General features: G+C 56.8%; 9 protein-coding genes and 1 pseudogene. 5 read left to right on the forward strand and 5 right to left on the reverse strand.

The annotated features are described in order from the left end of the window. Nucleotides 1-4: 4 nt before the first annotated feature. Complete coding sequence (locus CPH65_RS05630) at nt 5-775, reverse strand: motility protein A (RefSeq protein WP_096172519.1); 771 nt, start codon at nt 773-775, stop codon at nt 5-7. Nucleotides 776-1011: 236 nt separating this feature from the next. After that, nucleotides 1012-2001, reverse strand: coding sequence for an SIS domain-containing protein (locus CPH65_RS05635; protein WP_096172520.1), 990 nt, complete (start codon nt 1999-2001; stop codon nt 1012-1014). Between the two features lie 264 nt (nt 2002-2265). Between CPH65_RS05635 and CPH65_RS05640 the strand changes: the two genes are divergently transcribed. Then, entirely contained in the window at nt 2266-3669 is a 1404-nt protein-coding gene (locus tag CPH65_RS05640) for an outer membrane beta-barrel protein (protein WP_096172522.1), read from the forward strand. Between the two features lie 63 nt (nt 3670-3732). Here the strand turns inward: CPH65_RS05640 and CPH65_RS05645 are convergent, their stop codons facing one another. From CPH65_RS05645 to CPH65_RS05660, 3 genes are all read right to left on the reverse strand, one after another. Beyond that, nucleotides 3733-5700, reverse strand: a complete 1968-nt coding sequence (locus CPH65_RS05645; protein ID WP_096172523.1) for a DUF882 domain-containing protein — start codon at nt 5698-5700, stop codon at nt 3733-3735. A 372-nt stretch (nt 5701-6072) separates the two neighbouring features. Then, a complete protein-coding gene (locus tag CPH65_RS05655) occupies nt 6073-7839 on the reverse strand; it encodes a murein L,D-transpeptidase (protein ID WP_172891462.1) in 1767 nt (588 codons plus the stop codon). 153 nt (nt 7840-7992) lie between these two features. Further along, nucleotides 7993-9663 carry a sigma-54 dependent transcriptional regulator gene (locus CPH65_RS05660; RefSeq protein ID WP_096172527.1) on the reverse strand — a complete coding sequence of 557 codons (1671 nt, stop codon included), beginning with the start codon at nt 9661-9663 and terminating at the stop codon, nt 7993-7995. A gap of 429 nt (nt 9664-10092) precedes the next feature. Between CPH65_RS05660 and CPH65_RS05665 the strand changes: the two genes are divergently transcribed. The 4 genes and pseudogenes from CPH65_RS05665 (at nt 10093) to CPH65_RS24955 (ending at nt 14870) form a co-directional block, all read left to right on the forward strand. Further along, complete coding sequence (locus CPH65_RS05665) at nt 10093-11973, forward strand: M3 family oligoendopeptidase (protein ID WP_096172528.1); 1881 nt, start codon at nt 10093-10095, stop codon at nt 11971-11973. A gap of 41 nt (nt 11974-12014) precedes the next feature. Next, nucleotides 12015-13445: an AarF/ABC1/UbiB kinase family protein gene (locus CPH65_RS05670; RefSeq protein ID WP_172891463.1), complete on the forward strand. Its 1431-nt coding sequence runs from the start codon at nt 12015-12017 to the stop codon at nt 13443-13445. A gap of 103 nt (nt 13446-13548) precedes the next feature. Beyond that, nucleotides 13549-13683, forward strand: coding sequence for an aa3-type cytochrome c oxidase subunit IV (locus tag CPH65_RS05675; protein ID WP_096172529.1), 135 nt, complete (start codon nt 13549-13551; stop codon nt 13681-13683). A 235-nt stretch (nt 13684-13918) separates the two neighbouring features. Beyond that, nucleotides 13919-14870 (forward strand): annotated as a pseudogene (locus CPH65_RS24955) (IS630 family transposase). The last annotated feature ends 12 nt before the right edge of the window (nt 14871-14882 follow it).

Consider the following 14882-nt stretch of genomic DNA (forward strand, 5'->3'; position numbering starts at 1 on the left):
CTGATCAGGCTGCTTCTTCCTCAAATTCTGCCCGGGATTTCTCGGGCAGGTAGGCAAGCAACATTTCACGGATAAGGTTCGGGCTCTTGTTGTCGCGGATCTGCATGATCCCGTCGATGATGAGGGTTTGGTTGAGATCTTCGCCATCAAGCTTGGAATCCAGCTTGTCAACGATGGGGATACAGATGACGTTTGAAATAAGAGCACCGTAAAGGGTTGTCAGCAGGGCGATGGCCATGGCCGGGCCGATGGCGGACGGGTCATCCATGGCTGCGAGCATCTGCACCAGGCCGACCAGCGTGCCGATCATGCCAAAGGCTGGAGCCGCATCACCCAATTGTTTATAGAAGCGTTTGCCTTCCTGCAGGCGCTCGATATAGAGGTCCCGTTCCCGTTCCATGCTTTCGCGGATGAAATTGGGCTCATACCCATCGGCGATGAATTGAACGCCCTTGGCTAGCACAGGATCGTCAACGTCAACGTTTTCCAGACCCAGAGGGCCGCTCTTGCGCGCCACGTCAGCGAGTTCGGTGATCTTTTCGATCATGTCGCGATGATTGGAGCCTTTGCCGCCAAACGCGACTTTGCCGCCGGTGATGATGGCCCCAAAGATGCCGCCGATGGTGAAGCGGATGAGAGTCGCAGAGAGGCCGCCGCCAATAACGATGAAAACGGATGGAATGTCAATGAACTGGCCGAGTGTGCCGCCCATCATAATCGCCGCAACAACGATGCCGAAGGCTGCGACCATGCCGAGAAGGGTTGCGATATCCATTCCTGATGTCCTGTTTCCAAGCCGGATCTTGTGTCCGTTGCCTTTTTTCTGTCACTGGCAGTCTATGAAAACAGGTCTAAAGGTTTGCTAATGAAATCGCTTCAAAGCCCCAAAATTACACTAATTTTTGTTAAGGTTAACAAAGGGATAACGGGCGCCTTCGGGCGCCCGGTCTAACGCCGGTCCAAGGGTGGAATGCTGTCTGAGGGGTCGGATTGCCAGCCGGTGAATGGAAATCAGGCCGCACCAATGCGCAGGAAATCATGCATGTGCACGATGCCGACGGGCTTGTCGTTCTCAATCACGAAGATCGCCGTGATGGCTGCACTGTTGAGCATTTCGATCGCAGCTGGCACCAGCATGTCCGGTCTGAGCGTTTTCGGATCGCGCGTCATGACGTCATTAACGGTTTGAGCCAGAAGATCGTCCGAGATGTGGCGGCGCAAGTCACCGTCAGTGACCATGCCAATCAGCACGCCGTCGTCGTTCTGAATGCCAACGCAACCAAAGCCTTTCTGGGACATGGTCAGGATGACATCGCTCATGCGGCAGGATTCGTGTGCCAAAGGCATCGACCAGCCCTTGTGCATGAGTTCACGCACATATTGGAGGCTGGCACCAAGGCTTCCGCCGGGATGGAAAATCCGGAAATCCGATGCCGTGAAGCCGTGGCTTTCCAGCAGGGCAACGGCGAGGGCATCGCCAAGACACAGCTGCATTGTCGTGGAGGTCGTTGGCGCCAGACCGTGCGGGCAGGCTTCCTTGACCTTGGGGGGGCAGAGGGAGATGTCGGCCTGTTTGGCAAGGGTGCTGAACGGATTGGATGTCATGCCGATCAGAGGCACCTTGAAACGGCGGGTATAGGAGATGATATTGGCAAGCTCTGCTGTCTCGCCTGACCAGGACATGGCCAGAACAACGTCGATATGGCGGATCATGCCAAGGTCGCCATGGCTCGCTTCGCCGGGGTGCACGAAAAATGCGGGAGTGCCCGTCGAGGCGAGGGTCGCGGCGAGCTTGCGTGCGATGTGACCGCTTTTGCCCATGCCGGTTACGATTAGCCGTCCCTGGGCTTCCTGAATGACCTTGACGGCCTTCTCGAACGGGTCACGCAATGGCCCGTCAAGCGCTTCACGTAGCGCCTTGAGGCCTTCGATTTCGTTCTCTATGGTCGCCTGGGCGGAGCAAATGGGCGAAATGGTCTCGCACGCCGGTTGAGTTGACATTGTGTCCCTGCCTTTTTCTCGATTCTTTAGCGACTTCTACACCAAAGCCGAAGGGGAAGGAAGGGGTTAGGCAGCCCACGGTCGGTTCACCGGATCGGCGCTGCGGTCTGTTTCGCAACACTCTGTTAACCAATACTGTTTACCATCTGGAAAGGTTTGTCTGCGCCGTGCGCAAAGTGTTTGATCGCGCATCGGCCATTTTTGTTACATGTGACCGGGAGGTCTCCCCGAAGGGCGCCATGTGCGCGACCGGAGCTATTTTGCATGCAGCTTTTGCTCACCTCTACCATGATGGTCGGGATTGCCTTTCCGGTCCTTTCACTCGGTGCGACCGCTGCTGCCGAGGCTCAGGCGCCTGTAAGGCCCGATGCGACTCGCAGTGCACAGACTGGTCCGCCGCTGTTTTCTGCTGCGGTCCTGCCTGAGTTGCGCGGCAGCACCGATATTGAAACCCCCACTGCGATTGCGACGTCCGGAGCGTCCTATTCCAGCGCCGGAACCGACTATCCTGTTGTGCCAGCCTTGCCTGCCGAGCCGAAGATGGCTGAGCAGGGCGTCAGGAGGCAAGCGTCTGAATTGGGCGATTATGAACCCGATGGCATTCGCTTTGGATCTTTCCTGCTGTATCCATCGCTCACTTTTCTTGGCACCGTGACGGATAACGTGGACAGCGCCGAGCATCGGACCATGGGGCAGTTGGGCACGGTGGAAGCTGCAATTTCTATCCGCTCCGACTGGGATCGCCATGCGCTTGAGCTTAATGGGCGCACTGGGTTCACGGGATATCAGCAACCGGCGCGAAAGCCGGAAAACGAGCAGCAGATCGATGGCGAATTGTTGCTCGAGCTGAGTGACCAGACCGACGTGACCCTTAGAGGCCGCGCTGATCGGACGAAAGAGGAAGAAAGCAGCATCGAGCTGATCACTTCCGGCAAGCAGGCGGCTATCACGACAAACCTTAACGGTGGTGTTCAGATCGATCATGACGCCGGTCAGCTGCAATTGCAGTTCCGGGGTGGCATCGATCTAGCTGATTTTGAGGATGATCCGGCCCGTGACTACAAGACCTATCGGCTCGGTGGTCGTGTGGGTTGGAAGGCGACCGATCAAGTGACGCCGTTTGTCGATGTGGAAGTCAGCCGCAAGATTTATGATATCCGTCCTAACAGCGAAGATGGCGACAGTCTGCGCGGGGCGCTCGGGTTGGCTGTCATCAATCGGGACAAGCTATCGGGCGAGGTTTCCTTCGGTGCCATGCAATGGCGTCCCGATGCAAAGGGGCAGAAAGACGATAACATTCTGTTCGCCGATGCCAGCCTGAGATGGTCGCCTGATGCGCTCTGGGTGCTCACTGGTGGTCTCGAGACCAGTCTGACGTCCACGTCCACCGCGGCAACTTCCGTTGCGACCCATGCGGTGCGACTTGGCGCTGACTACGCCGCGCGGCGCAATCTTACAATCGGATTTGACGGCAGAGTGGCCCGCAACACCTATCGCGGCTCGAACCTCAGAGATTGGGAGTATGATGCGACGCTCAGCGCGGAATATTCGCTAAGCCGCTATACCAAGCTGACGATCAATGCCGTGCATGAAGGTAGAGAAGGCAATATCCCCGCTTCCGACTATCGCGCCAACAAGCTGCAGCTCGGCGTGACATTCCAACGATAAGTCCCAACGATAAGCCTTGGGCTGCACCAAGGCTGCCAATCTTGCGTCATCTTTTCCGCTGTATCAGTTGAAGCGCCGGACAGCCATGCGGGCAATTGCCGGTCCTGCAAAATGAATGTCTTCCGCCCACGCACCGCTTCCCGCTCCGAAGGTCTGGTTGATCATGCTTTCGGGCTTGCTGACCAGCGCTCTGAGATTGTTCGGAATTGGCCGGGACAGGTGCGCAAAGGTCGCAGTCTTGGTTGACTGATTCATGTGGACAAAGTGGGACATGCTTGCCGGACCATAAGAGAAGGTCAGCTTGGCCAGTTGGTCATGTCCCTGCTCGATCCGGTGTTTGATGGCGCTGGGGCGCTGTTTCTGTCTGGTGTCGGCGCGCGGCAAGGTAGAGAGGGTTGACGCGTTTGCCTGCGACACATCGTCAATGGTTGACGACAGGCTCGCCATTTGGGTCCGGTCTGCTTTCTGTGCGGGACGCCGCGGCGCGGTGGTCGGCAAAGCGGCCAGGAAGGTCTTGTCAGCCGAGGCATAAGCAAAACGATTGGACTCTTTCGCTTCTGCCGGGCCGTTCGTCTGTGCCGCCATGCGGGAGAGAACCTCTTCGGCGCTTTCCTGCTGCGCTGCTGTTTCATCCGGTTGGGATGGTGCGTTGCCGGGGAGCGCGTCTCGCGCCATCGGGAGGGACGCTAGGACGAAACGACCGTCTTCCGGCGCTGCGGACGCCGTTGCGCCAAGCTCACCGTTGCTGGCGACCTCGACCCCATCGTTGGTGATTGTTGTCCCGGTAACCGTGTCATCATCCGGCTGCTCGGCTGCGCCGTTCGTCAGATCTTGTTCAGCGGCCAGTTGTTCCAGCGTTCTGGGTTCAGATGCCGGGTCTGCGCTGGCAAGCTGGAAGCCTGACTGCGGCAGGAGATCTGGCCGGACCCGAGGCAGGGCTGCGAGCACGAACGGCTCAGGGCTGTCTTCGGCCGCGTCGAGCGCGGCTGTCGCGGCAACCAGATCAGCCCCTTGCTGATCGGTGGGCATCTCGTCGGCGGCTTCGGCCACTTGCAAAGGTTGCTCTGGCAAAAAGGCTGCCGGTGCAGGGCGATTTTCCGGGCTGCGTGGCAAGGTGGCCAATTGCACCGGGAAAGCGGATCCGGTCTCGGGTTGCGGTTCGGGGGCGGCAGGCGTCTGTGCGGCCGCGAACGCGGGCTTGGGCCGTTCCTTCGGTGTCCGATTCAGAAGTCGGGATAAAAGCGTCGGGCTTTCGGCTGTTGTGCTTGCAGACTTGCTGGCCAGCGGCAGGGTGCGCGTGGGGCTGCTTGGTGCTGCCTTTGCGATCCGGGTGAAGCGGGTTGCATTCTTGGCTTCGCGGATCATTTCCGCCTTGTGGCGGGCCACTTGTACCTTGGCCTGCTTATAGCCGCGCAAGGGTTTGCCATCGCTGGGGACATGAACTGTCTTGCCGTCGGGGAAGACCCGTACCAGCTGTTTGCGTGTCATGCGGGGCCAATGTCGAACGTTGCCTGTGTCGATATGTACGAAGGGCGATCCGGAGCGCGGATAATAGCCGACCCCGCCGGACTGCATGCGCAGGCCGGCCTTGCGGATCTTGGCAAGGGAGACGCCGGGCAGGTAGAAGTCCATGGCCTGCCCGCGCATGTGGCGACTTTTCTTGGCGACACCGCGGCTGCGGCGGCGCAGCATGTTGTTGGTAGCCGGTGAGCGATAACCCGAGACCACGTGAATGGGCTTTTTGGCACCCGTTTTCTGTACAACCTGCCAGATGAGATCGAACAGGGCCGGATCCATCTTGGTGCTTTCGTTGCGGCGCCAATCCCTGAGGAACCGGTTCATCTTGCGCAGACCATCGGCGTCAAACTTGCCATTGCGCTTGTAGACGATGGTGGCCTTTTCCTTGGTGTGGGTGTTGTAAAGGGTAAGGGAGCGCGAGGAGGCATGCGCTTCACTCGTCAGAAGCGGGACTCCGACCGTAAAGCCTGTCAGGATGATCCCGAGCAGACCTGCAACAAGGATGCGTCGCATCAGGAGGCATGCCTGCAAAGCAGACAAATGCCGGGACTGGAGAGCTTCTTGTCTGGCCACTGGTTGTCCAATCACGCGTCGGCAACTGTGCCGACATGCTTCTTGCTGCGGGATCGGACATTGCTCCCGATTCCACAGCCCTTCAACTGGTCAAAACTGCCTGCAACGATGGTTCATTGATAGCAGATTCCACGACTTTCTTCGAGTCCATTATGCTTTGCATAAGGTTAACGAAAGAAGAATACGCCGCCACAATGAACTGAGGGTCACCGATACAGCGATGATGGAAGACGTGATAGGGGAAAAATGGGGGCAAAAGAAGGCGAAATGGCCCCGAAAAGGGCCATTTCACTCATTCATCATGACTTGATGCTAAAGGCCGAGGGCCTTTTTAACCTTGGCATTGTGGCCGTAAATATCGGAGCGCAGCTGCAAGGTTCCATTCTCGGCCATCCAGGTCGTGAAATAGACGATATGGACAGGGACCTTGTGGCTGAGGCTGACCCACTTTTCATCGCCACCAATCATCGACTTGAGACGACCCGCACCCCATTTTTCGGTTCTGGACAGAATGACATCGGCGAAGTCCATCGGATTCTGGACCCGGACGCAGCCATGGCTGAAGGCCCGATAGTCGCGATTGAACAGGCTGCGCGAGGGGGTGTCGTGCAAATAGACGGCATGCTGGTTGGGGAACAAGAACTTGACATTGCCAAGGGCATTGCGGGTTCCCGGGGTTTGACGCAGGCGGACCATGCCCGGCTCGACCTTTTCCCAGTCAAGCTTGTAGGGGTCGACCACACGCGTGCGTCCCTTGACGCTTGCCAGAACCTGATAGTTCCTTTTGGAGAAGAAGGACCCCGGATCCGACTTGATCTGCGGCAGAAGTTCTTTGGTGGCGATGGAGCGCGGCACGTTCCAATAGGGATTGACCACCACATATTCCATCTCGTCTGAGAAGATCGGTGTCTTGTGGCGAGACTTGCCCACGACGACGCGCGTTTCGTGGATCTTCTTGCCGTTGTTCACCACCTCGACGTGGAAGCTGGGAATGTTGACCATGATATGGAATTTACCCAGATCGCGCGGTAGCCAGCGCCAGCGTTCCATGTTGGCAATGATGTCGGGGATCAGATCAGCCGGGTTCTTGTTGAGCACAGCAAGGGTGGCCTTGCCAGCGATGCCATCGGCGATCAATCCATTGGCGGCCTGATAGTCCTTGACCTTCTGGGACAGCGCCTTGCTGTAGAGGTCCGCATTCTCGGCAGGGACGGGAAGGTCGAGCTTCTTGCGCAGAAGGGCTACGCGCGTATCGCGCATGCCCACTTTCATGCTTCTCCCCTCAGGCACGTCAGGTGTGGTGGTGTCGGATTTGGTCAGGCGCAGGCGATTGTATTCTTTGCGCAAGGCTACAAATCCGGGATGGTCGGGATTGTAACCGCGCATGACGACGCGCGGGTTTTTGGCGCGTGTGATCTTTTTAAGGGCTTCGATCGAATCAGGATAATGCGGTTTGATCGTCACGACCTTCTTGGAGAAGATGCGTGGGTCCACGCGGCCTGCGTAGGCCTGACGGGTGTAGCGGGTAATGGCGCGGGACAGCTCGATATCCGATGCGGCAATGTCTGCGGGCTTCGAGCCGCGCGTGCGCGAAACAGTCAGGGCAGGGGTGGTAAAGTCAGCCGGATCAAGGCCATCACGATCGGCGCGGGACAGGGCAAAGGCAAGCTTGCGAGCCGATGGCGTCAGTTCGCCATTCTCAAACCAGGCCGTGCGGAAATTGCGCTCCTTGTAGAAGGCAACAAGGGCTGCATTGTCGCGTTTTTCGAGGAAGTCCTTGCTGCTCGGGATCGTATCGATGGCGCTTGCGAGCGCGTCAAAGACATCCTGATCCGCCTGCTGATCGATGCCGCCGGTGCGGACACTGTGCAGATTGTCGAGGATCCGCGTCATACTGGCCAGAGAGTCGATTTCTTCGTGCATGGCCGCTTCGGTCGTCTCGCCAATCAGAGAAACCGGCGTTTGGGACTGGGCAAAGGATGCATGCGGTGTTGCTGGCGACGAGAGCGCAGATTCGGATGCGCAGGCAGGGCCTGCGAGACCAAGCACGATCAGGGCAATGGAAAGATTCTTTGTCATCGCGGTCATGCGGTGTCCTGTGCTCAAGTTGAAAACGGAATGCTCGACACAGAAACCTGATTTGCGCCTTTGTGCAACAGGAATTGAATCACAAATAGGAGATCAGGGCTTCTGTGTAGCAGTCCTGCAACGTTCAGGGTCTCGCGCCGCCGATCAACAGGCTTTGGCGTCGTCATCGGCTGATGACGTTCCGTCTTGCTCAAGGCCATAATCCTTGAGTTTCCGGTAAAGTGTGGAGCGTCCGATGCCCAATCGCCGGGCAACATCTGACATGCGATGATCATGATGCTTGAGGGCGCGGGCGATGATTTCGGCTTCCAGTTCGGCCAAGGGGCGAATGTTGCCATGGTCATCGAGAATGCGCAAAAAGCCCCAGGGATCCTCGGTTTCTGCTTGTACAGGCGGGGAGGTGGGCTCCATGACCGACGTCGTCATCTGGGCGTAGGTCTCGTTGAGCGAGACGTTCGACAGCGGGGCGTGCTGTTGAAACTGGTGGATATTTTCCACCGGTTGGCCGCTGCCAATTGTTGATTGATGTCTTTGGGCACCGTCCGAAGCGATCCGTGTCAGATCCTCGTTTTCCGGGGTGCCGTTTTCAAACGGCGCCCGAGCCTTGAGCACCGAGGCGCTGAAGGCACTGAGCTGGCTGGCAATCTGCGGGAACTCCTCGACAGTCAGGCGATCTCCGTCGCACAAGACGACGGCGCGGAAAATGGTGTTTTCCAGCTGTCGAATGTTGCCCGGCCAGTCATAGCTCTGCAACAGGGTCATGGCGTCGTCGGCGATGCCGGCCAGTCCCTTGCGGCCCTCTTCGGCAGCAAAACGGGTGAGAAAATTGTGTGCCAATGCTGGGATGTCATCCTTGCGGTCCCGTAAAGGGGGCATGCGGATGGGGAAGACATTGAGGCGATAGTAGAGATCTTCCCTGAACTTGCCATCCTTGACCTGCTGGATGAGATCCTTGTTCGTGGCTGAGATAAGGCGGAAATCAACCTTGACCGGTTTGGGGGAGCCGACCGGATCGATTTCCCCTTCCTGCAGGGCGCGCAGGAGCTTGACCTGTGTTTCCAGCGGCAACTCGCCGACCTCGTCAAGAAACAGCGTGCCGCCGTTGGCCTCGACGAACTTGCCGGTGTGCTTTTCGTTGGCTCCGGTGAAGGCCCCTTTTTCGTGGCCGAACAGGATGCTTTCGACGAGATTGTCAGGGATCGCACCGCAGTTGACGGTTACAAACGGCTTGGATGATCTGTCCGATGCGTTTTGGATGGCCTTGGCGATCAACTCCTTGCCGACCCCTGACTCCCCTTCAATGAGGATGGGGATGTGGGACTTGGCTGCCCTTTGGCCCAGATTGAGCACCCGCGCCATGGCCTCACTTGACGAGATGATATGCTTGAAGCTGTAGTTGCCTTCGTTCTTGGACCGAATGCGGGTAATTTCCTCTTCAAGGGCATTGACCTTGAGGGCGTTGCGCATGGCCACCTGAAGCCGTTCGGGGGCGACGGGTTTGATGACAAAATCAAACGCACCGGCCCGCATGGCGTTTACGGCGGTGTCGATGCCTGCATGGGCAGTTTGGACGATGACCGGTGCCTTGATGTCGGTTTTCTGGAGGGCCTGCAACACGCCCATACCATCGAGATTGGGCATGACCAGATCGAGAATGATCAGATCAAAGGCGCCGGGCTGATGCTGTTTGAGAATCGAAAGGGCATGTTCGCCATTTTCCGCGCTCACCGAAGCGAAGCCGCTCTTCTCGACAATTGCCTCGAGCAATCGGCGCTGTACCGGATCATCGTCTACAATCAGAATGGTTTCGGTCATGTGCGTTCCGAACTGGTCCCTGATACGGGAGCCTCGTCGCCTGTCCCGCTCGCCTATCCATGATCTTGTCTGTCGATGGATCAAGATAGAAGAGGCGAAAACAGGCGAATCTGTGTCATTTTGAGCCACGATGCGCCCTATCCGTTAATGTAGGCTTAATTGCCGCCATGGGCGGGATGAAAAATTGTGTGAATTGGCAGGTGGGCGCGTCCCTGATCCGTGCGGTTTCATCTGTGCAAAGGACAGGGGCAGGCCCTATTGTGTTGAGGAGATGTTTGCAGATCTCAGCACGACTACCTATCTTAAGAGAAAGCACCGGTTTCGAGCCGGACCGCTCTCCTGATTTGTTGATCGATGCCACCCGAGCCATGATGCTTGTTGGTGGCATTCCAAACCGCAACCAGACCTAGCAATTGCCGGAAAGATTTGATGTTTACAGCACGCTCCTTGTTCGCTTCGCCCGATGTTTCTCACTCCTTTGCCTTCGCAACCGCCGAAGCCAGTTCGGGGGCGTCGCTTGAGGGGCTTCCCGAATGGAATCTCGACGATCTTTACAAGGGTCTCGATGATCCGGCGATTGAAGCGGATTTTGCCGCCTGCAAACAGGATGCTGAAGCCTTTGCCTCTGACTATCAGGGCACGCTTGAAAGCATGCTGACCGAGAAGGGCGGTGACCCTCTGGCCGATGCGCTCAAGCGCTATGAGGCCGTGCAGGAGAAGATGGGCAAGCTGATCAGTTTTGCGGGACTGATGTACAACGGCAATACAACAGACACGGCGCGGGCCAAATTCTATGGCGACACGCAAGACCGCCTGACCACGATTTCTACCCAGTTGCTGTTCTTTGAGCTGGAATTGAACCGCATTGAGGATTCTATGCTGGATGGTGCCATGGAAGGCAGTGCGGCGCTCGCTCACTACAAGCCCTGGCTGGATGATCTGCGCAAGGAAAAGCCCTATCAGCTCTCTGATGAGCTGGAAAAACTGTTCTACGAGAAGTCCGTCACCGGCGCGATGGCCTGGAATCGTCTGTTCAACGAGACAATGGCCGGGCTGCGTTTCTCCGTTGAGATTGATGGCGAAACTGAGAGCCTGCCGATCGAGCGGACGCTGAATTACCTCACTGATACCGATGAGGCCAAACGCAAGGCAGCGGCTGATGCGCTTGCTGCCACGTTCAAGTCCAATATTTCGATTTTCTCGCTGATCTCGAACGTCCTTGCCAAGGACAAATCCATCTCTGACAACTGGCGCGGCTTTGAAGACGTTGCGGATGGCCGCCATCTTGCCAACCGCGTTGAGCGAGAAGTCGTGGATGCGCTGGTTGATGCGGTTCAGGATGCCTATCCGCGTCTGTCCCATCGCTACTATGCGCTGAAGGCAAAATGGTTTGAGAAAGACAAGCTGGATCACTGGGATCGCAACGCACCACTGCCCAAGGTGCCGACCCGCAGCATCGACTGGCCGGAGGCCAAACAGATCGTGCAGGATGCCTACGCCGGTTTTGCGCCGGAGATGGCGGAGATTTCCGAACAGTTCTTCTCCAAGGGCTGGATCGATGCGGCCATCCGCGATGGCAAGTCGCCGGGGGCTTTTGCTCATCCGACGGTGCCAAGCGTTCATCCTTATGTGTTGCTCAACTATATGGGCAAGCCGCGCGACGTGATGACCCTTGCCCACGAGCTGGGCCATGGGGTGCATCAGGTGCTGGCTGGCAAGCAGGGTGCCTTGATGGCACCGACCCCGCTGACGCTGGCTGAAACGGCCAGTGTGTTTGGCGAGATGCTCACCTTCCGATCCCTTCTGGCCAAGACGACCTCGGTCGAGGAGCGTCGCTCAATGCTGGCTGGCAAGGTCGAAGATATGCTCAACACGGTGGTTCGGCAGATTGCCTTCTATCTGTTCGAGCGCAAGCTGCACACGGCGCGGGCCGAGGGAGAATTGACATCCGATCAGATCTGCGAGCTCTGGATGAGCGTACAAGCAGATAGTCTCGGGCCATCGGTTCGGTTGGGTGAGGGGTATGAGACCTATTGGGCCTATATCCCGCACTTCATCCATTCGCCCTTCTATGTCTACGCCTACGCATTCGGCGACTGTCTGGTGAACTCTCTTTATTCTGTCTACCAGAACAGTGACGAGAGCTTTGTTCAGGAGTATTTCGACATGCTCAGCGCAGGCGGCACGAAGCATCATTCGGAGCTGCTCGCTCCGTTCGGGCTGGACGCGAAGGATCCGGATTTCTGGTCCAAGGGACTTTCAGTTGTTGAGGGTCTGATCGACGAACTTGAAGCATTGGAAAATGACTGATGTCGTCTGGTCGGGCAAAAGATGTGGAGTGTGTTTAGTCCATGGCGGATGAAGAAACTGCTGATCGCCCGGTTAATGAGGATAATACAGAATCCTACGCCGAAGAGAACCGGTTCGGCGGCCGGATGAAGCGCTATGCCCGCGTCAATGCGGGCATGGGCGGATTTGTTGCGCGCGCCGCCGGATCGCGCCTGATGAGGCGTGGGGGTGACGATGATGTCGTCAAGGAAGCGGCGGATCTCGCTCGGGTCTTGGGCAATCTCAAAGGACCACTGATGAAGGTGGCGCAGATGCTGGCAACTGTGCCGGATCTCGTGCCACCGGAATATTCAACCGAGCTGGCCCAGTTGCAGGCTGACGCGCCGCCAATGGGCTGGGCGTTCGTCAAACGGCGCATGCGTACCGAGCTCGGGGCCGACTGGCGCACGCGTTTTGCCACTTTCGAGCATGAACCGTCTGCTGCCGCCTCGCTGGGGCAGGTGCACAAGGCCTTTCTGGAAGACGGCGAAAAGCTAGCGTGCAAACTGCAATATCCTGATATGGCGTCCGCCGTGGAGGCTGATCTCAAGCAGCTTGATATGTTGTTTGCGGTTCATCGCAACATCCAGAAGGCCATCGATAACAGCGAGGTCGGCAAGGAATTGGGCGAGCGGGTGCGCGAGGAGCTCGATTATATCCGCGAAGCCTGGCATATGGAGCTTTACCACGCCATTTTCCGCGATACGGATTATATCCGGGTCCCCAAGTTGCATGCCGATCTGTCAACGCCGCGCCTTCTTTCCATGAGCTGGTTGGATGGCAGCAAGCTGCTCAACTATCGCGAACACAGTCAGGAAGACAGGAATTACATCACCAAATGCCTGTTTCATGCCTGGTGGTATCCCTTTGCGCATCATGGTCTCATCCATGGCGACCCGCACTTGGGGAACTACACGGTGTTTGAAGAAGAGGGCCGGGTCGGTGGCATAAATCTCTTTGATTATGGCTGTATCCGCATCTTCCCTCCTGAATTCGTGCAAGGGGTGGTCAACCTCTATCACGGTCTTGAGAAGGGGGATCGCCAACAGGTTGTCCATGCCTATGAGACGTGGGGCTTTACCAATCTCAGTAAGGAGCTGGTTGATGCCCTTAATGTCTGGGCCGAGTTCATCTATGGCCCGATGCTGGATGACCGGGTGCGGTCCATCGCCGATGGCATCAGTCCGCTGGAGTATGGCCGCAAGCAGGCATTTCGTGTCGGTCAGGACCTCAAGCGCTTGGGGCCTGTGAGGGTTCCTCGGGAGTTCGTCTTCATGAACCGTGCTGCGGTTGGTCTTGGCGGTGTCTTCCTGCATCTCAAGGCAGAACTGAATTTCTACGAGATGTTCAATGAGCAGATCGAGGATTTCAGTGTAGACCGCGTGTCAGCGGCCCGTCGGCTTCTGCCCAAGGCACCCAACGAGTTCGATCCGTCATTTGGCGCCACAGACTGAGCCAACTCCGTCAGAGGGACAATTGCCTTGATGGATTGCCTGCGCTATGTTGTCGCAGAAGAACCCCTTGGATGAGGGCCGAGAGTGAACGCTGGAGGATCCGATGGCAGACAAACTCAATCCCGTCATGGACTATGAAGAACACAACAAGACCTATGATCTGTTTATGAATCTGGTCAAGTATGGTGCTGGTGGCGTTGTTCTGCTGCTGATCCTGATGGCCATTTTCCTGCTTTAGCAGTGGCAATGGTGGTTCGGTAAAAACCGAATCGTCGTTTATGAGCAGACATTGACAACAAAAAGCCAGCCGCAAGCGTGTTGCGGCTGGCTTTTTTATGTCGAACTTTTTGATCCACGCACTGGCTGCGCTTGGATCAGATCCCGCCGTCGGTCCTAAAGCGTGTCGCAGTTAATGAGATTCAGGATTCCCATTTTTTGCCAATTGTGATTCCCTTTGAGAAAAGGGGATCATCATGGGCAAATCACTTCCTATTGCATTGCGCGAACGTGTTGCTTCATTTGTTGATGCCGGTCATTCGCATCGGGCGGCCGCCAGCCATTTCCGCGTGTCACCACGGTTTGTCAATAACCTGATGCTTCTCAAGAAAGAGACGGGTTCTGTGCAGCCTCGCAAGCAAGGCCGACCAGACAAAGGCAAGTTGGGTGTGCATCATGAATGGATCACAAGGCGCATGTCTGAGAATGGCGATCTGACGCTTGATGAGCTTTGTCTGGAATTGGCTGAACGCGGGGTCCATGTGCATCGCTCTAGCGTTGGGCGCGTGCTTCACAGGCTCGGCCTGAGCCATAAAAAAAAGTCTGGTAGCCACTGAACAGCTACGGGCCGCGATTGCTCATGATCGGTATGTATGGATCAATCAGCGCCGGCCTTTCTTCAACAAAGCATTGTCCCGATTGATCTTTATCGATGAGACATCAACCAACACGAAGCTGACCAAACGGTCTGGATGGTCACCAAAAGGACAGCGCTATCGCGCCCACGCTTCTTTTGGTCATTGGAAATCCCAGACCTTCATCGCTGGTTTGAGATCCCGTGGGATGGTTGCGCCCTGGATCGTCAATGCTCCGATGAACCGACGTATCTTTGAAACTTGGATTGAAACTCAACTACTGCCGACCCTGTCTGCTGGCGACATCGTCATCCTCGATAATGTCGCCTTCCACAAAAGTGAGAAAGCTCACAAGCTCGTCAAATCAAAGGGAGCATGGCTGCTGTTTCTTCCGCCATATTCACCGGACCTCAATCCCATCGAAATGGCATATTCCAAACTCAAGACACTGCTGCGCAAGCGAGCAGCCAGAAGCTTCGATACAATCTCAGACGCGATCGGTGACATTTGTGACCTCTATTCTGCCAAGGAGTGTCTGAACGACTTCAAAGCTGCCGGGTATGAGGTTAATTAATTGCGATATGCT

The organism is Cohaesibacter sp. ES.047, assembly GCF_900215505.1.
In the GTDB taxonomy this organism is placed as follows: Bacteria; Pseudomonadota; Alphaproteobacteria; order Rhizobiales; family Cohaesibacteraceae; genus Cohaesibacter.